The 21,875-nt window shown below is 43.5% G+C and carries 23 protein-coding genes and 1 pseudogene; 17 read left to right on the top strand and 7 right to left on the bottom strand.

The genetic code is table 11. From position 1 onward, the window contains the following. Position 1 precedes the first annotated feature (1 nt). Entirely contained in the window at positions 2-178 is a 177-nt protein-coding gene (locus K1I43_RS01355) for a DUF5325 family protein (protein ID WP_009362614.1), read from the bottom strand. 110 nt (positions 179-288) lie between these two features. On the opposite strand from K1I43_RS01355, the gene typA reads away from it, so the two are divergent. The 4 genes from typA (at position 289) to K1I43_RS01335 (ending at position 3,697) form a co-directional block, all read left to right on the top strand. Then, positions 289-2,124 carry a translational GTPase TypA gene (gene typA / locus K1I43_RS01350; RefSeq protein WP_009362615.1) on the top strand — a complete coding sequence of 612 codons (1,836 nt, stop codon included), beginning with the start codon at positions 289-291 and terminating at the stop codon, positions 2,122-2,124. A 12-nt stretch (positions 2,125-2,136) separates the two neighbouring features. After that, positions 2,137-2,442 carry a YlaH-like family protein gene (locus K1I43_RS01345; RefSeq protein ID WP_009362616.1) on the top strand — a complete coding sequence of 102 codons (306 nt, stop codon included), beginning with the start codon at positions 2,137-2,139 and terminating at the stop codon, positions 2,440-2,442. Continuing rightward, a complete protein-coding gene (locus tag K1I43_RS01340; protein WP_009362617.1) occupies positions 2,439-2,720 on the top strand; it encodes a hypothetical protein in 282 nt (93 codons plus the stop codon). Before K1I43_RS01345 ends, K1I43_RS01340 begins: the two co-directional genes overlap by 4 nt. A 113-nt stretch (positions 2,721-2,833) precedes the next feature. Beyond that, positions 2,834-3,697 carry an Rpn family recombination-promoting nuclease/putative transposase gene (locus K1I43_RS01335; protein WP_035067904.1) on the top strand — a complete coding sequence of 288 codons (864 nt, stop codon included), beginning with the start codon at positions 2,834-2,836 and terminating at the stop codon, positions 3,695-3,697. Positions 3,698-3,742: 45 nt separating this feature from the next. Here the strand turns inward: K1I43_RS01335 and K1I43_RS01330 are convergent, their stop codons facing one another. Beyond that, entirely contained in the window at positions 3,743-3,943 is a 201-nt protein-coding gene (locus K1I43_RS01330; RefSeq protein ID WP_004891284.1) for a YlaI family protein, read from the bottom strand. Positions 3,944-4,036: 93 nt separating this feature from the next. On the opposite strand from K1I43_RS01330, the gene K1I43_RS01325 reads away from it, so the two are divergent. Then, the gene (locus K1I43_RS01325) at positions 4,037-4,492 is read left to right on the top strand and encodes a pyridoxamine 5'-phosphate oxidase family protein (RefSeq protein ID WP_019418704.1); all 456 of its coding nucleotides are present in this window, start codon (positions 4,037-4,039) and stop codon (positions 4,490-4,492) included. A gap of 19 nt (positions 4,493-4,511) precedes the next feature. On the opposite strand, the gene K1I43_RS01320 is transcribed toward K1I43_RS01325, so the two are convergent. Further along, entirely contained in the window at positions 4,512-5,096 is a 585-nt protein-coding gene (locus K1I43_RS01320; RefSeq protein ID WP_019418703.1) for a YhcN/YlaJ family sporulation lipoprotein, read from the bottom strand. Positions 5,097-5,205: 109 nt separating this feature from the next. On the opposite strand from K1I43_RS01320, the gene K1I43_RS01315 reads away from it, so the two are divergent. Further along, positions 5,206-6,537 (top strand): PhoH family protein, encoded by a 1,332-nt coding sequence (locus K1I43_RS01315; RefSeq protein ID WP_019418702.1) that lies wholly within the window; start codon positions 5,206-5,208, stop codon positions 6,535-6,537. Between the two features lie 24 nt (positions 6,538-6,561). Here K1I43_RS01315 and K1I43_RS01310 read toward each other — a convergent pair whose 3' ends face one another. After that, entirely contained in the window at positions 6,562-7,056 is a 495-nt protein-coding gene (locus tag K1I43_RS01310) for a hypothetical protein (protein ID WP_019418701.1), read from the bottom strand. Between the two features lie 139 nt (positions 7,057-7,195). On the opposite strand from K1I43_RS01310, the gene K1I43_RS01305 reads away from it, so the two are divergent. From K1I43_RS01305 to pyc, 3 genes are all read left to right on the top strand, one after another. Beyond that, complete coding sequence (locus K1I43_RS01305) at positions 7,196-7,486, top strand: Fpa/YlaN family protein (RefSeq protein ID WP_009373472.1); 291 nt, start codon at positions 7,196-7,198, stop codon at positions 7,484-7,486. A gap of 74 nt (positions 7,487-7,560) precedes the next feature. Next, positions 7,561-8,769, top strand: coding sequence for a putative lipid II flippase FtsW (gene ftsW / locus K1I43_RS01300; RefSeq protein WP_019418700.1), 1,209 nt, complete (start codon positions 7,561-7,563; stop codon positions 8,767-8,769). Positions 8,770-8,826: 57 nt separating this feature from the next. Next, entirely contained in the window at positions 8,827-12,273 is a 3,447-nt protein-coding gene (gene pyc / locus K1I43_RS01295; protein WP_033383663.1) for a pyruvate carboxylase, read from the top strand. 26 nt (positions 12,274-12,299) lie between these two features. Here the strand turns inward: pyc and K1I43_RS01290 are convergent, their stop codons facing one another. Beyond that, positions 12,300-13,241, bottom strand: a complete 942-nt coding sequence (locus K1I43_RS01290; RefSeq protein WP_026011796.1) for a COX15/CtaA family protein — start codon at positions 13,239-13,241, stop codon at positions 12,300-12,302. A 433-nt stretch (positions 13,242-13,674) separates the two neighbouring features. On the opposite strand from K1I43_RS01290, the pseudogene cyoE reads away from it, so the two are divergent. The 7 genes and pseudogenes from cyoE to K1I43_RS01255 all read left to right on the top strand — a co-directional run. Continuing rightward, positions 13,675-14,526, top strand: a pseudogene (gene cyoE / locus K1I43_RS01285) (heme o synthase); the annotation flags it as partial. 119 nt (positions 14,527-14,645) lie between these two features. Beyond that, positions 14,646-15,710, top strand: coding sequence for a cytochrome c oxidase subunit II (gene coxB / locus K1I43_RS01280; RefSeq protein ID WP_019418318.1), 1,065 nt, complete (start codon positions 14,646-14,648; stop codon positions 15,708-15,710). A 29-nt stretch (positions 15,711-15,739) separates the two neighbouring features. Beyond that, a complete protein-coding gene (ctaD, locus tag K1I43_RS01275; RefSeq protein WP_009373478.1) occupies positions 15,740-17,608 on the top strand; it encodes a cytochrome c oxidase subunit I in 1,869 nt (622 codons plus the stop codon). Then, positions 17,608-18,228 (top strand): cytochrome c oxidase subunit III, encoded by a 621-nt coding sequence (gene ctaE / locus K1I43_RS01270; RefSeq protein WP_019418319.1) that lies wholly within the window; start codon positions 17,608-17,610, stop codon positions 18,226-18,228. Before ctaD ends, ctaE begins: the two co-directional genes overlap by 1 nt. 4 nt (positions 18,229-18,232) lie before the next feature. Further along, entirely contained in the window at positions 18,233-18,565 is a 333-nt protein-coding gene (gene ctaF / locus K1I43_RS01265; RefSeq protein ID WP_009373480.1) for a cytochrome c oxidase subunit IVB, read from the top strand. 83 nt (positions 18,566-18,648) lie between these two features. Next, positions 18,649-19,518: a cytochrome c oxidase assembly factor CtaG gene (ctaG, locus tag K1I43_RS01260; RefSeq protein ID WP_009373481.1), complete on the top strand. Its 870-nt coding sequence runs from the start codon at positions 18,649-18,651 to the stop codon at positions 19,516-19,518. Between the two features lie 15 nt (positions 19,519-19,533). Continuing rightward, on the top strand, positions 19,534-19,992 hold the full coding sequence (locus K1I43_RS01255; protein ID WP_019418321.1) for a DUF420 domain-containing protein: 459 nt from the start codon (positions 19,534-19,536) through the stop codon (positions 19,990-19,992). A 25-nt stretch (positions 19,993-20,017) separates the two neighbouring features. On the opposite strand, the gene ytvI is transcribed toward K1I43_RS01255, so the two are convergent. Next, a complete protein-coding gene (gene ytvI, locus K1I43_RS01250) occupies positions 20,018-21,097 on the bottom strand; it encodes a sporulation integral membrane protein YtvI (protein WP_049720871.1) in 1,080 nt (359 codons plus the stop codon). A 25-nt stretch (positions 21,098-21,122) separates the two neighbouring features. Here ytvI and K1I43_RS01245 point away from each other — a divergent pair, with 25 nt between their 5' ends. Continuing rightward, positions 21,123-21,383 carry a hypothetical protein gene (locus K1I43_RS01245; RefSeq protein ID WP_009373484.1) on the top strand — a complete coding sequence of 87 codons (261 nt, stop codon included), beginning with the start codon at positions 21,123-21,125 and terminating at the stop codon, positions 21,381-21,383. Between the two features lie 6 nt (positions 21,384-21,389). Here the strand turns inward: K1I43_RS01245 and K1I43_RS01240 are convergent, their stop codons facing one another. After that, entirely contained in the window at positions 21,390-21,749 is a 360-nt protein-coding gene (locus tag K1I43_RS01240; RefSeq protein WP_009373487.1) for a YugN family protein, read from the bottom strand. Positions 21,750-21,875 lie beyond the last annotated feature (126 nt).

Below are 21,875 nucleotides of genomic sequence, written 5' to 3'. Positions count from 1 at the left end.
GTTAGCGCATTTTTTTCTTTCTTTTCAATGAAAATCCGACGCCCATGACGGCAAATAAAGCAACGATGGACGCGACGATCGCTGGCACATGTCGGTAAGCAATCGCAATGCCGATGCTAATCATCGCCGCCGTGGCAAGTAGTGCAATCATAAAAAAAAGCGGTTGAAATTTGTTCATTTTCTTCCTCCTCATCCTCTTTCCTTTTAGGTTACAACAAAACATTCCGCTTTTCTACTATGTTTATGCTATAATAGACGCGCAATGTTGAAAAATAGGAGTTGACATAAGTGAGAAACGATATTCGTAACATCGCGATTATTGCGCACGTTGACCACGGAAAAACGACGTTAGTCGACCAATTGCTTCGCCAATCTGGAACGTTTCGGGCGAACGAACAAGTGGAAGAACGCGCGCTTGATCGCAACGATTTAGAACGTGAACGAGGCATTACCATTTTAGCAAAAAATACAGCCATTCAATACAAAGGCACGCGCATTAACATTTTAGATACGCCGGGCCACGCTGATTTTGGTGGGGAAGTGGAGCGCATTATGCGGCTTGTCGATGGCGTATTGCTCGTCGTCGATGCATATGAAGGATGCATGCCGCAAACGCGCTTCGTCTTGAAAAAAGCGCTCGAACAACATTTAACGCCAATTGTCGTCGTCAACAAAATCGACCGTGAGTTTGCCCGTCCGCACGAAGTGGTCGATGAAGTGATCGATTTATTTATTGAGCTTGGCGCAACGGAAGATCAGCTTGAGTTTCCGGTCGTGTATGCTTCAGCGATTAACGGGACGGCAAGTTTAGATGCCGATAAACAAGATGATGATATGACAGCGCTATTTGAAACGATTATTGAACATATTCCTGCCCCGCCGGACAATAGCGATGAACCGCTGCAATTTCAAGTGGCGCTTCTCGATTATAACGACTACGTCGGCCGCATTGGGATTGGACGCATTTTCCGCGGACGTATGCAAGTTGGACAACAAGTGGCGCTCATGAAGCTGGACGGTTCCGTCAAAACGTTTCGCGTGACAAAGCTGTTTGGCTTCCTCGGCTTAAAGCGCATTGAAATTGAAGAAGCTAAAGCAGGCGATTTAGTTGCCGTTTCCGGTATGGAAGATATTAACGTTGGAGAAACGGTATGTCCGCTTGATGTGCAGGAACCGTTGCCGCCGCTTCGCATTGACGAACCGACGTTGCAAATGACGTTTCTCGTCAACAATAGCCCGTTTGCAGGACGGGAAGGAAAACATGTGACAGCGCGAAAAATCGAAGAACGTCTTCGCTTACAGTTAGAAACAGACGTGTCGCTTCGCGTTGAGCCAACGGATTCGCCAGATGCATGGATCGTGTCAGGACGCGGAGAGCTTCATTTATCGATTTTAATTGAAAATATGCGCCGTGAAGGATTTGAGCTACAAGTATCCAAACCGGAAGTCATTATGAAAGAAATCGACGGCGTCATGTGCGAGCCTGTTGAGCGCGTGCAAATCGACATTCCTGAAGAATATACAGGAGCGATTATGGAGTCGCTTGGGGCGCGCAAAGGAGAAATGATCGATATGATCAACAACGGAAACGGACAAGTCCGTCTCATTTTCCTCGTTCCTGCGCGCGGATTAATCGGCTATCGGACGGAATTTATGTCGCTTACGCGCGGATACGGCATTTTAAACCATTCGTTCGACAGCTATCAACCAGTCATCCAAGGGCAAATTGGCGGCAGACATCAAGGTGTGCTCATTTCGATGGAGACAGGAAAAGCGACTGCGTATGGCATTATGCAAGTCGAAGACCGCGGCGTCATTTTTATTGAACCGGGAACGGAAGTGTATGAAGGGATGATCGTTGGCGAACATAGCCGCGACAACGATTTAGTCGTCAACGTATGCAAAATGAAACATGTAACAAACGTCCGCTCATCAACGAAAGAACAAACGGTGACGATGAAAAAACCGCGCCTCATGACGTTAGAAGAAGCGCTCGAATATTTAAATGACGACGAATATTGCGAAGTGACTCCACAATCCATTCGTTTACGGAAAAAAATATTAGATAAAAACGAACGTGAAAAAATTGCGAAAAAGAAAAAACTCGCTGAGCAAAAGAAATAGGGGGAAGTCGTCATGGATGTGATCGGTCGCCTGTCGTTTTTCGCTTCGCTATACAACGTGCATGAACAGCCGACGAAAGGAATGTGGCTGTTGTATGCGACGATTGTCGTTTTATCGATCATTGTGTATCGTCTTGGCTTTGCGCGCAAACTGCCGATGTTAAAAAACGTTATCATTTACTCGTTGCTTGTGCTCGGTTGTACCATTTTAACGTTTTTCGCCGTTTTTTTACCTGTCGCGGAAGGATTACTTGTTGCGGCAGTCGTATTAATCATTTATAAATGGCGGCTTCGTCGTGAAGGAGAGAACACAGCATGAAACTACAAGATGCGGTGTACAATTGGTTGACGATTACAGTCGTTGCCCATGCGCGCCCAGACGATACAGCAGCACAAGAAACAGAACGATTTTTTGCCGATTTGTTGCGCGAAGATCATGCGGTTGAGCAAATCGCATATACAAAAGAAGACGACGTCTATACAGTCACATTTACCGTAAACAATGAATCGCGCACGTTTCGCTTTCCGGCTGAACTCGTCGAAACGATGCTCGATCAAATCAATCGCGAACCTGAAAAATACGTCAATTACGAATAAGCGCCCATGTTTTCTGCTGGGCGCTTTTTCATATGTTAATATTCTAACGTATGAAAGAAAAAAGACTTTTGTTGACGAATAAAGATGTCGAAAAAAGTATGCGAGGTGAATGTATGTCCATTGACCACGATCGTCTGTTTAAACAGTTGATTCAAACGTTTTTTGAGGAATTTATTGTTCTCTTTTTCCCGACAATGCACGAGCATATCGATTTTCGCCACGTATCGTTTTTATCCGAGGAGCTGTTTACCGATGTGACGGCAGGAGAAAAGTACCGCGTTGATTTGCTTGTCGAAACGAAGTTAAAAGGCGAAGACGGGTTAGTGATCGTGCATATCGAAAACCAAAGCTACGTTCAACCATCATTTCCAGAACGGATGTTTATTTATTTTAGCCGTTTGTTTGAAAAGTACCGTAAACCCATCGTACCAATTGCTGTATTTAGCTACGATACGATCCGCGACGAACGATCTGCATTTACGCTCCAATTTCCATTTGGCCACGTGCTTGACTTTCGTTTTTTCACTTTGGAACTTCGTAAACAAAACTGGCGAAACTACATTCGTCAAGACAATCCAATCGCTGCTGCACTGCTAAGCAAAATGGGATATACTGAAAGTGAACGGGTAGAACTGAAAAAACAATTTTTACGCATGCTTGTCCGATTGGAATTAGACGAAGCGAAACAACGATTGCTGTTTGGCTTTTTTGAAACATATGTAAAACTATCAGACGAAGAAGAACAACAGTTGCGAAGAGAGGTGAGTGAGATGGAGACGAAAGAAAAAGAACAAGTGTTGGAACTCATTATTTCGTATGAACAAAGGGCGTTGGAGAGAGGGAGAGAGGAAGGAATGAAACAAGGGATGAAGCATATTGTACAAACGATGGCGCGAAAAGGGATGAGTATACAACACATTGCGAGCATGACAGATCTTACGGAAGAAGAAGTGAAACAATTGTTGGAAAACAAATAAGTTGTTTGCTATGTCCCCTCCGATCGTGCAAGAGGGAGGGGACGATTACCATTCCGTTTCGTGTTTGCTCGTGCGGAAAAAGCGAAACTTGCCGGTCGCTAGTCGCTCTTTCGTTTTTTGCGCAATCCGTTCATGGCACGTTTCGCACATATATGTATGAATCGGGCGGTTGCGCAATCGTTTTGCAAGCAACGTTTCATCGTTTAACGTATCTATTTTTTCGCAAAGAATGCATCGTACTCTCATCGTCAAACCTCACATGTTTTTTTAAAAATTAGTATATCATATTGTTTGAAACTGTGTGAAAAAAAGGTATGATAAAAACAAGGAGGGATACATATGCCAAATGCGGTAGAACCGACATTAATTGAGCCGTTATTCCAATCGCTGCAAAAAGAACGATTTGTCATCGTATGCACGATCGACCATGAAACAGGTGCACCAAATACAAGTGCGATTTCATGGGTGTATGCCCCAACACCTGACCGATTGTATTTTGCGGTCGATCAACGTTCCCGCATCGTTGCGAACGTGCGTGCCAACAGCGCTATTTCCATCGTGCTCATCGCGAATGAGTCGACGTACTCCATTAGCGGAAAAGCGCATGTGAAAGTAGAAAAGCTAGAAAACGTTCCGCTAAAACTTGCTGCTATTCAAGTGGACATTGAAGAAGTGCGCGATGTCATGTTTTACGGTGCAAAAATTTCAGTCGAACCGAAATACGAAAAAACGTACGATGCGCAAGCCGCTACCAAGCTCGATCAACAAGTGATGAGCGCATTAAAACAAGCATAAGCCGAGCGATACGCTCGGCTTATTTCATATGGTCGTTTGATTGCTTTTGTTGTTCGTTTTCTAACTGATTTTGCTCGTTTCGATTCAGCTGATCATCGTTTTGTCTTGTAGAGCGCGGATTTTTCGTTTGAATAAAATCACTCGGAATTTCAGGCATGACCCGTCCGACAATGGCCGCGAGCTCATCCATAAATCCTTGAATCGGCTTTCCTTTTTCTACTTGTTTTTGAATCGCTTTCAGCCGCTCATTTAAATCTGCATCGGCAATGACAATCGCATTCGCCCCGTACGGATCTTTTTGCAAACTTTCCGCAACGGAATATTTCACCGTTCCGACGCGCGACGGATCAAGTTTTGCGTTTACATCGATGCCTACTAACGCATATTTCCCGACAACTAATACGGTCGCATCGTTCACATTTGGGACGCTGCTAGCTAGATGCGCAAGATGGCGAGCAATTTGTTGACCGGATTTGTTCACGATTCGTTCATTTGTCGTATTTTTCACATGAACGAGCGAGTCGCGATTGTTCGGTTGCGCTTGTTGTCCGCAGGCACTCATGAAAAGCAACAGCAATATGATCATATATTTCAATCGTTCCACCCCTTTTCGTCTTTAACTTTATTTTGCAAAACTTCTTCTATCTTTATGCGCCCATTCATATATATAAACAACAATCCCGTCCAACGACGGTCGTCAAGGGGGAAAAAACGTGGGCAAAAAAATATACGTATTAGATACAAACGTGCTTTTACAAGATCCGTATTCTATTTTTTCCTTTCAAGATAACGAAGTTGTCATTCCGGCTGTCGTATTAGAAGAAGTGGACTCAAAAAAACGGTATATGGATGAAGTAGGCAGAAATGCGCGTCAAGTGTCTAAAATTATCGATAACTTAAGACAAAATGGAAAACTGCATGAAAAAATTCCGCTCGAAAATGGCGGCATGTTGCGCATTGAATTGAACCATCGTTCGTTTCAGCAACTGCAAGAAATTTTCGTTGAAAAAACGAACGACAACCGCATTTTAGCTGTGGCAAAAAATTTATTGCTTGAAGAACAAACGAAAGAAGACGGTCGCCCCGTCATTTTAGTTAGCAAAGATGCGCTCGTGCGCGTGAAGGCAGATGCGATTGGGCTAGAGGCGGAAGATTTTTTAAGCGATCGCGTCGTTGAAATTGACCATATTTACACCGGTTTTTTAGATTTGTACATAAGTCCAGAGCATTTAGGGCGCTTTTATGAAAAGGGTGAATTGGTGCTTTCGGAAATTACGAACCATCCGTTTTATCCGAATCAATTTATCGTCATGAAAGATGCGCTTGGCGGCTCTTCATCGGCGCTTGGCATCGTCGATCATACAGGAAAAAAAGTGCGCAAACTCGTCTTTCATTACGATCATATTTGGGGCATTCGTCCGCGCAACGTTCAGCAAACGATGGCGCTTGAATTGTTGTTGCGCACAGACATTCCGCTTGTGACGCTCATCGGAAAAGCAGGGACAGGAAAGACGTTGCTTGCGTTAGCGGCAGGGTTGATGCAGACGGAAGATTTACGGCTATATAAAAAATTGCTCGTCGCTCGTCCGATTGTGCCTGTCGGAAAAGATATCGGCTATTTGCCGGGAGAGAAACAAGAAAAATTGCGGCCGTGGATGCAGCCGATTTTCGATAATTTACACTTTTTATTTGATACGAAAAAGCCGGGTGAGCTTGATGCGATTTTATCGGGCATGGGTTCTATCGAAGTGGAGGCGCTCACGTATATACGTGGTCGAAGCATTCCAGAGCAGTTTATTATTATTGATGAGGCGCAAAACTTAACGAAACATGAAGTGAAAACGATTTTAACGCGCGTCGGGGAACGAAGCAAAATCGTGTTAATGGGCGACCCTGCTCAAATTGATCACCCATATTTAGACGAATATAATAACGGGCTGACATACGTCGTTGAAAAATTTAAAGAACAAAAAGTGGCCGGGCACGTTCGATTAATTAAAGGGGAGCGTTCCGCGCTCGCCCAGCTTGCCGCCGACCTTTTATAAAGAAAAGAGGCGAAGCGCCTCTTTTCACTCGACGATAAATTCCCGCACGTGCGTGATCGGGTTGTCGCGATTGGAGCCGTCTCCGAAATAAATATGGACAGGCCCGTCTTCTTTTAGCGGTTTGCCGTCTTTTGAAAAGCATAATAACAGCTCATAAGCTTCGTCAAGTGAAACGGTCGTATTTCCGTTTTCTGTCACGATGATGAAACGGTTGGCATCGTCGTTCGGTTCCGCGTTGCGCAAAAATGGGGCAAGCACCATGCCGAACGTACCAGATAATATTTTTTCTTTTTCAAACTGTTTTTCTGTTTGCAATGTTGGAGGAGACACGGCTCCTTCTTGAATTTCGCGGTCCCAATACGCTGAAATTTTTTGAATGTCGTCTATGTCTTCTCGTTGTTCTGTTTGCGGATGACGTGTAAAATAAGTATGTACATCTACTTTGCGATCGTCAAAAATCCATACGCTCGGATCGAGCGTAATTGTAAATTTGACGTTCCCTTTGATGACGATGACCATGTTCATTCCCCCTATCTGACTTTCATTATATGATGAAAGCGCTTGTTTGTAAAATTGTTCGTCAAGACACGGTGCTTGCATTTTTTTCGTATTCACGATAAGATGAAGAAACAGGAACGTACGGAACGGAGGGGTCAACGTGACGCCTGAAGTGGCGATAAACTTTCGAGAAAGAGCCTATTCGTTGTTGCAAGCGGATGCGGAAAAAATTGTGAAGCTGATCCAAGTGCAAATGGATCATTTAACGATGCCGCAATGCCCGCTATATGAAGAAGTGTTAGATACGCAAATGTTCGGTTTATCTCGTGAAATTGATTTTGCCGTCCGTTTAGGGCTTGTCGATGAAAAGGACGGGAAGGCGATTTTAGACCGACTTGAGCGCGAACTTTCGGCATTGCATGAAGCGTCCACGAAAAAGAAGAAAAAATGACAAAAACTCAAACGAATTTCGTTTGGGTTTTTTCTGTTTTATAGTACAATGCAAATAAGAAAGTGAAAAGGAAGATGGGATCGATGCGATTGAAAACGTTTATGAAATACCATGACTATCCGCTCATTATCGCGATATGTTTATTGTCGTTGTTCGGGCTTGTGATGGTATATAGTGCGAGCATGATTACGGCTGTTACTCGTTTTCATACGGCGAGCGATTATTTTTTCCAAAAACAAAAATGGGCATGGATCATCGGTGCAGTGTTTTTTTTATTTACGGCATTTGTTCCGTATAAACATTATGCGCGCAAAAAGTTTTTACAATTCGTTTTTTTCGCCATGCCTTTGCCGCTCATTTACGTCCTTTTGTTCGGCCATACCGTAAACAATGCGACAAGTTGGATTAAAATCGGTCCGATTAGCATTCAGCCAGCGGAGTTTGCCAAAATCGGTTTAATCGTCTATTTAAGCGGAGTATTAGCAAACAAGCAAAAAAAATTACAAACATCGCCGCAAGACGTCCTATTTCCAATCTACTATATGTTGTTTATTTGCTTATTAATTTTTCTTCAACCAGACGTCGGTACGATGTTGATTATCGGAATGATTTGTGCGGTCATCATCCTTTCTTCCGCCGCAAGCAAACGGTTATTGATGAAACAGTTGTTTCTGTTCGTTTTAATTATCGGAGTTGTCGCAGCGATTTCCGGTCCGTTTATATACGATCGAGTGTTTACGAAAGAGCGTTTATCGCGCATTGACGTCTTTTTGCATCCGTTTAAGTATGAAAAAGATGAAGGATACCAACTCATCAACTCGTACATTGCGATCGGAAATGGGGGATTAAAAGGGCTCGGACTTGGACAAGGCATTCAAAAATACGGTTATTTGCCAGAAGCGCATACCGACTTTATTATGGCGGTCATCGCCGAAGAGCTCGGGTTATTTGGCGTTTCGTTCGTCCTCCTTCTCTTATCGTTTATCGTTTTGCGCGGCTTTTTGATCGCAAGAAGGTGCCAAGATGCGTTCGGCAGTTTATTAGCGATCGGCATTTCAGCGATGATCGGCGTTCAATCGTTCGTCAACCTAGGTGGAATATCAGGGCTCATCCCACTGACAGGGGTTACATTGCCGTTTGTTAGCTACGGTGGTTCATCGCTCGTTTTATTAATGATGTGTGCCGGAGTGTTGGCAAACATCGCCGCGGTAACAAATTACGAACAAAAACATCAAACAGAAAAACAAAGCAATATTCAAAAAAATCATATTTCTTTTTCGTAATTGTATTTACAAATACAGAAAATTCGTTATAGTTTTTATATGAAGGATAGGGGGAGGATGCATATGAGGCGTATTCAAAAAGTACTTGTCGCAAACCGTGGAGAAATTGCGATTCGCGTGTTTCGCGCCTGCAACGAACTAGGAATTCGCACCGTTGCCATTTATTCGCGCGAAGATGCAGGATCGTACCATCGTTACAAAGCGGATGAAGCGTATTTAGTTGGAGAAGGAAAAAAACCGATTGAAGCATATTTAGACATTGAAGGCATTATCGAAATCGCGAAAATGCATGATGTCGATGCGATTCATCCGGGCTATGGCTTTTTATCGGAAAACATCGAATTTGCGAAACGATGCGAAGAAGAAGGCATCATTTTCATCGGTCCGAAACAAGCGCATTTAGATATGTTTGGCGATAAAGTAAAAGCGCGCCACCAAGCGAAACAAGCGGGCATTCCGGTCATTCCGGGAAGCGACGGGCCTGTGCAAAGCTTGGAGGATGTCGTGCGCTTCGGCGAGACATACGGTTATCCGATGATCATTAAAGCGGCATTAGGAGGCGGTGGACGCGGAATGCGCATCGTTCGTTCGCAAGCGGAAGTGAAAGAAGCGTATGAGCGGGCGAAATCGGAAGCGAAAGCGGCATTTGGCAGCGATGAAGTGTATGTCGAAAAATTAATCGAAAAACCAAAACATATTGAAGTGCAGATTTTAGGTGACGAATACGGCAACATCGTTCATTTATATGACCGAGACTGCTCGGTGCAACGCCGCCATCAAAAAGTTGTTGAAGTGGCGCCAAGCGTATCGCTTTCAAAAGCGCTCCGCGAAGACATTTGCCAAGCGGCAGTGAAACTAATGAAAAACGTGCAATACGTGAACGCAGGAACGGTTGAGTTTCTCGTTTCTGGCGATGCGTTTTACTTCATTGAAGTGAATCCGCGCATTCAAGTCGAACATACAATTACAGAAATGATTACAGGGATTGATATCGTTCAATCGCAAATTTTAATTGCGGAAGGACATGCGCTACATAGCGAAAAGGTCGGCATTCCGAAACAAGAAGACATCCGCGTTCACGGATATGCGATTCAATCGCGCGTGACGACAGAAGATCCGTTAAACAATTTTATGCCAGATACAGGGAAAATTATGGCGTATCGTTCAGGCGGTGGCTTCGGCGTTCGTTTAGATGCCGGAAATAGCTTTCAAGGCGCCGTCATTACGCCGTATTACGATTCGCTGTTAGTCAAAGTGACGACGTGGGCATTAACGTTTGAGCAAGCGGCGGCGAAAATGTTGCGCAACTTGCGCGAGTTTCGTATTCGCGGCATTAAAACGAACATTCCGTTTTTAGAAAATGTCGTGCAACATCCGAAGTTTTTAACAGGCGAATACGATACGTCGTTTATCGATACGACGCCAGAGCTATTTGTGTTCCCGAAACGGAAAGACCGCGGAACAAAAATGTTATCGTATATCGGAACGGTTACTGTCAACGGTTTTCCAGGCATCGGGAAAAAGAAAAAGCCGGTATTCGATCCGCCGCGCATTCCGAAAGTGAACCATATTGAACCGATGCCAAAAGGGACGAAACAAATTTTAGATGAACGGGGAGCAGACGGGCTCGTTCAATGGATCAAAGAACAACCGCGCGTGTTGTTGACAGATACGACGTTTCGTGATGCCCATCAATCGCTTTTAGCGACGCGCGTGCGCACAAACGACTTATTGCGCATTGCGGAGCCGACCGCGCGTTTATGGCCGCAACTATTTTCGATGGAAATGTGGGGCGGAGCGACGTTTGACGTCGCGTATCGCTTCTTAAAAGAAGATCCGTGGGATCGTTTAATTCAATTGCGCGAAAAAATTCCGAACGTTTTGTTTCAAATGTTGCTTCGCGCGTCGAATGCGGTCGGATATAAAAACTATCCAGATAACGTCATTCGAGAGTTTGTTGCGCAATCAGCCGAAGCCGGCATTGACGTATTCCGCATTTTCGATAGTTTAAACTGGGTAAAAGGAATGACGGTCGCCATTGATGCGGTACGTCAAACAGGAAAAGTGGCGGAAGCGGCGATTTGTTATACGGGCGATATTTTCGATTCGACGCGCACAAAATACAATCTCGATTACTATAAACAGTTAGCGAAAGAGCTCGAGCAAGCTGGTGCGCACATTTTAGCGATCAAAGATATGGCGGGGCTATTAAAGCCACAAGCGGCTTATACGTTTATTTCTGCGTTAAAAGAAGTTGTCGACATTCCGATTCATTTGCATACGCACGATACGAGCGGAAACGGCATTTATACGTACGCCAAAGCGATTGAAGCAGGAGTCGATATTGTTGACGTCGCGGTAAGTTCGATGGCTGGTTTAACGTCGCAGCCGAGCGCAAACACGCTTTATTATGCTCTTGAAGGAACAGAACGTGCGCCGGAAGTCGATATCGCATCGCTTGAGAAATTGTCGCGTTATTGGGAAGATGTGCGCAAATATTACGTCGACTTTGAAAGCGGCATGAATGCGCCGCATACGGAAGTATATATGCACGAAATGCCGGGCGGACAATATAGCAACCTTCAACAACAAGCGAAAGCGGTCGGCTTAGGTGATCGTTGGGATGAAGTAAAAGAAATGTATCGCCGCGTCAACGACTTATTTGGCGACATTGTTAAAGTAACGCCATCGTCGAAAGTGGTGGGTGACATGGCGCTATATATGGTCCAAAACAATTTAACCGAACAAGACATTTATGAGCGCGGTGAAACGCTTGATTTCCCAGATTCCGTCGTTGAACTGTTTGAAGGTTATCTCGGTCAGCCGCATGGCGGATTCCCAGAAACGTTGCAGCGCATCATTTTAAAAGGGCGTGAACCGATTACCGTTCGTCCAGGTGAGCTGTTAGAGCCGGTCGACTTTGAGAAGTTGCGCGAAGAGTTATACCATATCGTTCAACGTGAAGTGACTGACTACGATGTGTTAGCTTATGCGCTATATCCGAAAGTGTTTGTGGAATACGCCCGTACGGTCGAACAGTTCGGTGACGTATCTGTGCTTGATACACCAACGTTTTTATACGGCATGCGTCTCGGTGAAGAAATTGAAATTGAAATTGAAAAAGGAAAAACGTTAATCGTCAAGCTCGTTTCGATCGGTCAGCCGCAAGCGGACGGAACAAGAGTTGTATATTTTGAGCTAAACGGTCAACCGCGCGAAATCGTCATTAAAGACGAAAGCATTAAAACAACGGTCGTTGCGCGTGTGAAAGCGGATCGCAACAATCCGAACCATATTGCTGCGACGATGCCGGGAACAGTTGTCAAAGTGCTTGTTGAAAAAGGGGAAAAAGTGAAAAAAGGTGACCATTTAATGATTACCGAAGCGATGAAAATGGAAACGACCGTGCAAGCACCGTTTTCCGGTATGGTGAAAGACATTTACGTCAAAGGTGGCGACGCCATCCAAACAGGCGACTTATTGCTTGAATTAGCGGAAAAATAAAAGAACGAGGGGGTCCCCTCGTTCTTTTATTTTAATACGGCAGATGGAACGGCTTGATGCTCTACCTCTTTTTCTTTTTTACTACGTGTCGCCAGTAACACGAAGTAGCTTAATACACCAAATAAACATGAAATGAAAAACGCATGAGCTAAGGCGACGTATAAGTTTAACCCTGTAAAGACGACAAGCGCTCCTGTTGCGACTTGACAGCTAACGAGAAGGAGTGCGATGAGCCAGCCCCAGTATATAATCGGCTGATGTTTATATCGTTTAATCGCATATATCGTCGCCCATAAAATCCAAAGAAACAATAATCCCGCTGCAAAACGGTGCCCCATTTGCACCCATTCATGCAGTTGCGTTGGAAATAAGCGCGTTTGTGCGCAAAACGGCCAACTTGGGCACGCTAAACTCGCTTGTTTATGGCGAACGAGCGCTCCGGTATAGACGACGATATAGCAATATGCAATAATGCCGTAAATATGAAATGTCATCGTACGATCGAGCACAACGGATGCGGCATGAAATTTTTTATCTACTTCAAAAATAAAGAGCGTTAATAAAAAGACAGCCGCAAACGAAATGAGCGAAATGCCAAAATGAAGCGCAAGCACGACGTCCGATTGTCCCCACACGACCGCAGCAGCGCCAATGAGCCCTTGCAAGACGAGAAACACGAACGAAACGACGGCTAAAAATTTCGTTTCTCGAATATGTCCGATCGCTTTCCATGCCCAAATCGATAAAATAAGCACCATCAATCCGACGACGCCTGAGACGACGCGATGGCTTAATTCAATAAGCAACTCAGCTGTAATGTGAGACGGAATGAGTTGCCCGTGACAGAGCGGCCACGAACGACCGCACCCCATGCCTGAGCCTGTTTTCGTCACAAGTGCGCCACCAATTAAAACGAAAAGCATGCCGATTGTTGTCGCTACCGCAAACCATTTTAAAAGCCGTTGCAATGTGTTCACTTCCTTAATGCGAAATTTTATCTAGCAAATGCCTAGTAAAAACTGTATAATAAATGTGAAATACGTGTGAAGAAATGCTACTCTCATATTAGCGGAAAATGTCGAAAAGCGCAAAGTTTTATTATTTTACAATATAGCAAACGTTGCAAATATGGTTGAATATTTGTATGGAGTTTGCTAGAAATATAAGTGCAGTCATTTTTCAATGTTTTCATTGTAACAATATCGTTTTGACACAAATTCGACACAATTAAGACAAAAAAAGTTCACAATTTGACGAAGAAATGTGCTTTAATATACAGAGACGACATATCGTTATCGTGTATAGATTGGAAACGCCTTCAAAGGCATAAGAGAGGAGTGGCGGCAGATGGCGGATGTAGTCGAAGATGTAAAAACGACAAAAATCCAATCCGGTGTACTAAAAGATGTATTCGCTGTCGTAAAAATTGGCATTGTCAATTCCAATTTAATTACGACGTTTACGGGACTTTGGTTAGCCCTTCATTTTACAGGACAAGGTTTTTTAAGCAATTTGCATACGGTGTTTTTCGCGCTTATTGGATCTGCGCTCGTCATTGCAGGTTCTTGTGCGTTAAATAATTTCATTGATCGCGACATCGACCATCTTATGGAACGGACGAAAAGTCGCCCAACGGTGAGCGGAAGCGTAGAGCCGAAGCGCGTGCTTTGGTTCGGTGTACTTCTTGTCACGATCGGTACGCTCAGTTTGCTTATGACAACGGTCACCGCCGCCATCATCGGACTCATTGGTATGGTGACATACGTCTTTTTATATACGATGTGGTCTAAGCGAAGCAATACGTTCAATACGGTGATCGGAAGCATTTCTGGTGCCGTTCCGCCAGTCATCGGTTGGACAGCGGTCGATGACGGATTTCATATCGTTCCAGTCATTTTGTTTTTGCTTATGTTTTTATGGCAACCGCCACACTTTTTAGCGTTGGCGATGAAGCGATGTGAGGAGTATCGCGCAGCTGGCATTCCGATGCTTCCTGTCGTACATGGATTTGCGATGACAAAACGGCAAATCGTCATTTGGATTGTGGCGCTTTTACCGCTTCCGTTTTACTTATTTTCATTAGGCGTGCCGTTTTTAGTGATCGCGACGTTGTTAAATGTCGGTTGGTTAGCGCTCGGACTAGCGGGCTTTAAAATGAAAGACGATATAAAATGGGCGAAATGGATGTTCATTTATTCGCTCAACTATTTAACGATTTTGTTTGTGACGATGGTGATTGTCACGATTGACTAATGAAGCGCCTACAACGGCGCTTCGGAAAATAAAAAAGGTTTACAATTCTTTCTTTTTGTAAAGAAAGAATGTATATATTTCACTTTATTTCATAATCGAAAGAGGGGTTTGATTAGGCTATGAAGAAGTGGCTACGAAATTGGCGCTTGGTTTCTCTTGTATCCGCCATGGCGCTTTTGCTAGCTGGTTGCGGTAAGCCGTTTTTATCGACGCTTCAACCAGCAGGAGAAGTAGCTGACATGCAGTACAAGCTTATGCTGCTCAGCACGGCCATTATGGTCATCGTCATTGCGGTTGTAACGATCATCTTCCTTTACGTTGTGACTCGCTTCCGTCGTCGTAAAGGGGAAGAAAACAAAATTCCAAAACAAGTAGAAGGAAGCCATACGCTTGAAATTATTTGGACAGTTATTCCGATTATTTTACTAATCATCTTAGCTGTTCCGACGGTTTTATACACGTTTAAATTGGCGGATGTAAAACCGATGAACAAAAAAGAACGCGACGTTGTTGTCGTCAACGTGCGCGCGAATTTGTACTGGTGGGAGTTTGAGTACCCAGATTACGGCATTATTACAAGCCAAGATTTAGTCGTTCCAACAGGTGAACGCGTGTATTTTAACTTAAAAGCATCTGACGTAAAACACTCGTTCTGGATTCCTGCCGTCGGAGGAAAAATGGATACAAATACAGATAACACGAACCAATTTTTCCTCACATTTGATGACAAACGTGCCGAAGAAGCAGGACGTCTCTTTTACGGAAAATGTGCGGAGCTTTGCGGTCCGTCACACGCATTAATGGACTTTAAAGTGAAGGCGCTTCCTCGTGCTGAATTTGATCAATGGGTAGAAAAAATGAAAAATGCAAAACCTGTTGCAGCAACAGACCCAGTTGTGAAGCGAGGAGAGGAAGTTTTCAACAAAAGCTGTATTGGCTGTCACGCTGTTACACCAGTTGATGGTCGTCCAGAGCAAGCTCGCCTTGCGCCAAACTTAGGCAACTTTGCGGATCGTGAACGCATTGCCGGCATTTTAGAACATAACGAAGAAAACTTAAAAGCTTGGTTAAAAGATCCAGAGAAAATTAAGCCAGGCAACAAAATGACAGGTACTTATCCAGCATTATCTGATGAAGAGCTAGAAGCATTAACAAAATATTTAATGACATTATCTGTTGAGTAAGGGGATTATCGATAAAGGGAGGTTAAACTGTGAGTACGTTAGCTCGGAAAAAAGGTGTCGGCGCAGTCATTTGGGACTACTTAACGACAGTAGACCATAAGAAGATTGCGATTTTGTACTTAATCGCCGGCGGAGTTTTCTTCTTGCTTGGCGGTTTAGAAGCGATGATTATTCGCATTCAGCTCGCCGTGCCAAACAACGACTTCATTAGCGCAGGTTTTTACAATGAAGTGTTGACGATGCACGGGACGACGATGATTTTCCTTGCGGCGATGCCGCTCGTGTTTGCGATGATGAACGCCGTTGTGCCGATTCAAATCGGTGCGCGCGACGTAGCGTTCCCGTTTTTAAACGCGCTTGGATTTTGGTTATTTTTCTTCGGTGGTGTATTTTTAAACTTATCATGGTTTTTAGGTGGAGCACCTGATGCCGGTTGGACATCGTACGCATCATTATCACTTGCGTCACCAACGCACGGTATTGACTTTTACGTATTAGGCTTGCAAATTTCCGGTTTCGGAACGTTAATTGGTGGAATTAACTTCCTTGTGACAATCATTAATATGCGCGCGCCAGGAATGACATATATGCGCATGCCGATGTTTACATGGGCAACGTTTGTCACATCTGCGCTCATTTTATTCGCGTTCCCGCCATTAACAGTCGGTTTAATTTTCATGATGATGGACCGTTTGTTCGGTGGAAACTTCTTTGATCCAGCGCTTGGTGGAAATACGATCATTTGGGAGCACTTGTTCTGGATTTTCGGTCACCCAGAAGTATACATTCTCGTCTTACCAGCGTTCGGTATTTTCTCAGAAATTTTCGCGACGTTCTCGCGTAAACGTTTATTCGGTTATTCATCGATGGTATTCGCGACGGTGTTAATCGGGTTTTTAGGATTCATGGTATGGGCGCACCATATGTTTACCGTTGGGATGGGCCCAATTGCAAACGCCATCTTTGCGGTTGCGACAATGGCGATTGCCGTGCCAACAGGAATTAAAATTTTCAACTGGTTATTTACGATGTGGGGCGGAAGCATTCGCTTTACAACGCCAATGATGTATGCGGTAGCGTTCATTCCATCGTTCGTTATCGGTGGGGTAACAGGGGTCATGAACGCAACAGCTGCGGCAGACTATCAATATCACGATAGCTATTTCGTCGTTGCACACTTCCACTACGTTATCGTCGGTGGGGTTGTATTCGCGCTACTCGCAGGGGCACACTATTGGTGGCCAAAAATGTTCGGTAAAATGTTAGATGAAAAATTAGGAAAAGTGACATTCTGGTTGTTCTTTATCGGTTTCCATTTAACGTTCTTTATTCAACATTTCCTTGGCTTAATGGGTATGCCACGCCGTGTATTCACGTTCTTGCCTGGTCAAGGATTTGAAACAGGAAACATGATTAGTACAGTCGGTGCATTTTTCATGGCAGCAGGTACAGTCGTATTATTAGCAAACGTTGTCATTACGACAGTAAAAGGAAAGCGTGTTGGCAACGACCCTTGGGAAGATGGACGCACATTGGAATGGGCCGTATCTTCGCCAGCACCAGAGTACAACTTTGCACAAACACCACTTGTCCGTGGTTTAGACGCGTATTGGATTGAAAAAATGGAAGGCAAAAAAGGATTAACGCCAGCAGAGCCGCTAGGTGACATTCATATGCCGAATCCATCGATTTTACCGTTTGTTATTTCACTTGGCTTATTTGTGGCCGCATTCGGTTTCTTGTTCCATCAAGATCATGCGTGGGGAACTCCAGTCGGCGTAGTCGGCTTACTCATTACGCTCGGCGCGATGTTCTTCCGTTCAATTATTGATGACCACGGCTTCCATATTCATAAAGAAGAAGTGATGGAAGCGGAGAAGAAGGGGGCTGGGGCATAATGCATGTGGAAGAAAAATTAACGGCAGAGACGTTTCCGGCAGAGCCTGAAAAAGCGACCCTTGAAGGGAAAAATAAATTTTTAGGTTTCTGGTTTTTCCTCGGCGGAGAGACGGTATTGTTCGCCTCTCTCTTCGCCACATTTTTGGCGTTAAGAGATTCTGTTGCAGGCGGTCCGTCTGCGAAAGAATTGTTCCAAATGCCGATCGTCTTTTTAGCGACGATGCTGTTACTAACAAGCAGTTTAACGAGCGTATATGCGATGCATCATATGCGCAACTTTGATTTTAAAAAAATGCAGCTTTGGCTCGGCATTACCGTTTTTCTTGGTGCAGCTTTCTTAGCGCTTGAAATTTACGAGTTTACAGAGTACGTACATGAAGGATTTAAATTTTCAACAAGTGCGTTTTCTTCATCGTTTTACACGTTAGTTGGTACGCACGGTGGCCACGTCGCATTCGGTTTACTTTGGATTTTAACGTTAATGATTCGCAATGCGAAACGTGGGTTAAACTTATATAACGCACCGAAGTTTTACGTTGCCAGCTTATATTGGCACTTTATCGACGTCGTGTGGGTGTTCATTTTCACGGTCGTATACTTAATGGGAATGGTGGGGTGATTGTATGGCAAATCATACACATGTACAAAACCCAAAAGTAGATGTGCAATATCGCCGGAAAAAAAATGCAGAAGAAATGAAACATCAAATTGTTTCATTTACGTTAATGATTTTTTTAACGCTCATCGCCTTTTTTGCGGTTGGATATGAAGGATTTTCTGCTTGGTTTTCCGTACCGTTCATTTTATTGTTAGCGGTCGTGCAAGTTATTTTCCAACTGTATTACTTTATGCATATGAGCCATAAAGGACACGAACTGCCAGCACTGTTCATCTATGGCGGTGTCGTTGTGGCGTTCGTTACGATTTGGGCGTTTTTAACGGTCGTTTGGATTTAAGAAGCTAGCGTTGGCTAGCTTCTTTTCTTTTCACGTTTGTTACGTTTGTAGTATAATAAAGTCGGAAAAAAAGTGAGGTGAATATGATGCCGTTAAGTATATTTGGTTTTGAGGCGATGTGGAGTCCGTACTTTTTCATTTTTTTAGTTGCTGTGACGATTGCTTATTTTTGGTTAGTTAACCGTGCAAAAGAACAAACGACGACAAAGCAAAAAACGTTGTTTGTGACTGCCATCGTTTTGCTTTACATTTGTAAAGGCTCTCCAGTTGACTTGTTAGGGCATTTAATGTTTAGCGCCCATATGACGCAAATGGCCATTCTTTATTTAATGGTGCCGCCGCTCCTTATTAAAGGCATTCCGTCATGGATGTTTGAAGCCGTTTTTCGCATTCCAATCATTCGCTCGACGTTTGCCTTTTTCACGAAGCCGTTAATTGCTTTATTTTTGTTTAATGGTATTTTTTCGTTATACCACGTGCCGTTGATTTTTGATGTGGTGAAAACAAACATGTGGTTGCATGCGCTCATGACGATTGCTATTTTTATTGCGGCGATGATGATGTGGTGGCCGCTCGTCAATGACGTGCGAGGATTTCCGTCGTTGTCTGGCTTGAAAAAAATCGGTTACATTTTTGCTGATGGGGTGTTGTTGACACCTGCATGTGCGCTCATTATTTTTGCGGATACCCCGCTATATGCGACGTATTACGATCCAGCTGCTTGGATAAACGCTTTAGCGCTTTGCGTTCCACAAACGACGTTAGCGTCGCTTGAATTAAGCGGACCGGAAATGTTTAGTTCGATGTCGCTATTGCACGACCAGCAGCTTGGTGGCGTATTAATGAAAATCATTCAAGAAATTGTATATGGAGTGATGTTGTTTTTCATTTTTATTGAATGGTATCGAAAAGAACGAAATGAAGAACATGTCGCTGTTCAAACAACGAAATAAAGAGAGGGAGAAACGATGGTACCGATTTTACCTACAATTAGTACAAGCTTTATCGTCATTAGTGCCATTCTCGTTGCGATTGGTTGGTATTTTATTCGTCAAAAACAAATCGAGAAGCATGAAAAGACGATGTGGATTGCCGCTGCTTTTGCGCTCGCGTTTTTCATCATTTACTTGTCGCGCACGATTTTTATCGGCAATACAAGCTTCGGTGGTCCAGACGATATAAAAATATATTATACGATCTTTTTGTTTTTCCACATTTTTTTAGCGACAGCTGGCGCCGTTTTCGGCATTGTCACGTTGCTGTCTGCGGTGAAAAAAAATTGGTTGCGCCATAAAAAAATCGGTCCGATCACGAGTATCATATGGTTTTTTACCGCAACAACAGGAGTTGCTGTTTATTTATTGCTATACGTATTTTATCGTGGTGGGGAAACGACATCAGTTATTAAAGCGATTTTAGGATTTTAAAAAAGAGGGTGAACATTCACCCTCTTTATAGTTTAAAGTGAAACTTAATAATCCCTGCTTCTTTCGCTGATTTGATCGCAATGAGTAAGAGCGGGAATAAAATAAGACCGAGTCCGCCCATCACCTTCACGCCTAAGTACATCGAAATGAGCGTCGCTAGCGGAGATAAACCGATATGCGCGCCCATCACTTTCGGCTCAATCGTTCGGCGTAAAATTAACAAAATGACACCGAGAATCGATAGTTTTGTCGCTAATACCGTATCGCCTGTGACGAAGTGGAAAATGGCCCAAGGTGCCATAATGACAATCGATCCGATAATGGGAATAAAATCGATCACCCAAATAATAAATGCGGTAAATAACGCCACTTTCGGTGTAATGAGCAACAGTCCGACGAGAGATACGGCAAAAATAATTAAACTAACGAGAAATTGCGCTTTCCAAAAGCCAAATACGACATACGATAGACGCGACATCATAAAATGTACTTTTTCTTTCGTTTCTTCTGTTAAATGCGAAAAAATCGCTTCGCGTATTTTCGGTAAATCGTGCATAAATAAAAATAAAGTAATTAAATAAACGAGAAAGTTAATTAAAAACTTTGGAACGTTTGCGACAAGCGCGCTTACTTTATTAAAGCTTAATGAAGCGGTTAGTTGCGTTTTTAATTTTGTTAAAAACAAATCGACTTGATGGCTTAATTCCGCCACAACAAACGGCGGCAATTTTTCTGTCTGCTTGTACCAGCGAGCGACAAGCTCATTCCATCCCGCAATCATTTCATTCAAATATAGCGGCGAGTTTCTAAAAAAGTGAAACGCTTCCGTCACAATTTTTGTAATAATAAAATAACCGCTTAAACACATAAATAGCGTAAATAAACTAAACACAAGCAGGGTAGCGGACTGTCGCTTAAACCCGAGCCGCTGCTGTGCTACTTTCACTGCTGGCTCTAAAAAAATGGCAGTAATCAATGCAAATAAAATCGGAACGGCAATGGGGGCGACCCAGTATGTCAATAAGACGATCGCGAGTAAAATAATAATCATGTATATGGATCGCTTTGGAATTTTCTCGAACAACGAAACGACACCTGCTTTCATTTCATAAATCGTATGGAGGATGTATATGCATAAACCTATTATAACGATTGTTGCGATGAGTGTACAACCGTTTGATGATGTCATATTAGAAGATGTGAAAGTGTATGAGCAACAAAAGCGGCTGACGATTCATATAACCGTTTCGTTCAAAATGAAGCAAAACATGCTCGCTTTCTGTGAACATATTCAAAAACAAGTGATGGACGACATATACGAGATGACAGGAAAAGAAGTTTTTGCTGTGCATCTGTACGTTCGTCGGCTCGTTGACGGAAAAAACGCATGAGCGTGCTCATGCGTTTATGTTCGCAAGACCTTCTTTTACTTTCGCTAAAATCGCTTCACATTGGCTCACTAATGACGAAGGAAAGTTTTCCCCCTCACCATATTCTACACCATGTGGATAATAATGTTTGCCAAGCAGCGGCTTTATTAACTTAATGACTGCATGGCGACCGCCAACATCTCCTTCAACCGCATAGCCTTGCACGCGTAAATAAAACACATCGTTTTTAATCTCGAATTTGCGGTCATATGTGACACGGTCGTAATCCCATTGACCTGCACGCACGAAGCCGAGGCTTTCCATGAGTTCGTCTAAACGTGTTAATGGCGCTGTTTGATTTTCAATACCTGTATTTTCAAAGCGCATCGTTCATATCCCCCTTATGTAAAATAAAACATTCCTCCATTAATAATAGTACGAAAGCGCATAACTTTCAATGACGAGCTTCATAATTGTTCCGATTTTGGTGAAACTAATGTGCGAAAGGAGAGA

Origin of the sequence: Anoxybacillus sp. ST70, from assembly GCF_019553625.1 — a bacterium.
Classification (GTDB): Bacteria; Bacillota; Bacilli; order Bacillales; family Anoxybacillaceae; genus Anoxybacillus; species Anoxybacillus gonensis.
Note: the sequence above shows the minus strand (reverse complement) of the source record. Positions and strands in the feature narration are given on the sequence as shown.

Coding starts and splice junctions, on each gene's coding strand:
- ctaG (WP_009373481.1), top strand. CDS start 18,649: ATGATGCCGTTAAGTATATTTGGTTTTGAGGCGATGTGGAGTCCGTAC.
- ctaE (WP_019418319.1), top strand. CDS start 17,608: ATGCATGTGGAAGAAAAATTAACGGCAGAGACGTTTCCGGCAGAGCCT.
- coxB (WP_019418318.1), top strand. CDS start 14,646: ATGAAGAAGTGGCTACGAAATTGGCGCTTGGTTTCTCTTGTATCCGCC.
- K1I43_RS01245 (WP_009373484.1), top strand. CDS start 21,123: ATGCATAAACCTATTATAACGATTGTTGCGATGAGTGTACAACCGTTT.
- K1I43_RS01340 (WP_009362617.1), top strand. CDS start 2,439: ATGAAACTACAAGATGCGGTGTACAATTGGTTGACGATTACAGTCGTT.
- K1I43_RS01355 (WP_009362614.1), bottom strand. CDS start 178: ATGAACAAATTTCAACCGCTTTTTTTTATGATTGCACTACTTGCCACG.
- K1I43_RS01325 (WP_019418704.1), top strand. CDS start 4,037: ATGCCAAATGCGGTAGAACCGACATTAATTGAGCCGTTATTCCAATCG.
- K1I43_RS01240 (WP_009373487.1), bottom strand. CDS start 21,749: ATGCGCTTTGAAAATACAGGTATTGAAAATCAAACAGCGCCATTAACA.
- K1I43_RS01345 (WP_009362616.1), top strand. CDS start 2,137: ATGGATGTGATCGGTCGCCTGTCGTTTTTCGCTTCGCTATACAACGTG.
- K1I43_RS01310 (WP_019418701.1), bottom strand. CDS start 7,056: ATGGTCATCGTCATCAAAGGGAACGTCAAATTTACAATTACGCTCGAT.
- K1I43_RS01330 (WP_004891284.1), bottom strand. CDS start 3,943: ATGAGAGTACGATGCATTCTTTGCGAAAAAATAGATACGTTAAACGAT.
- ytvI (WP_049720871.1), bottom strand. CDS start 21,097: ATGAAAGCAGGTGTCGTTTCGTTGTTCGAGAAAATTCCAAAGCGATCC.
- ctaF (WP_009373480.1), top strand. CDS start 18,233: ATGGCAAATCATACACATGTACAAAACCCAAAAGTAGATGTGCAATAT.
- K1I43_RS01255 (WP_019418321.1), top strand. CDS start 19,534: ATGGTACCGATTTTACCTACAATTAGTACAAGCTTTATCGTCATTAGT.
- pyc (WP_033383663.1), top strand. CDS start 8,827: ATGCATATGAGGCGTATTCAAAAAGTACTTGTCGCAAACCGTGGAGAA.
- ftsW (WP_019418700.1), top strand. CDS start 7,561: ATGGGATCGATGCGATTGAAAACGTTTATGAAATACCATGACTATCCG.
- K1I43_RS01335 (WP_035067904.1), top strand. CDS start 2,834: ATGTCCATTGACCACGATCGTCTGTTTAAACAGTTGATTCAAACGTTT.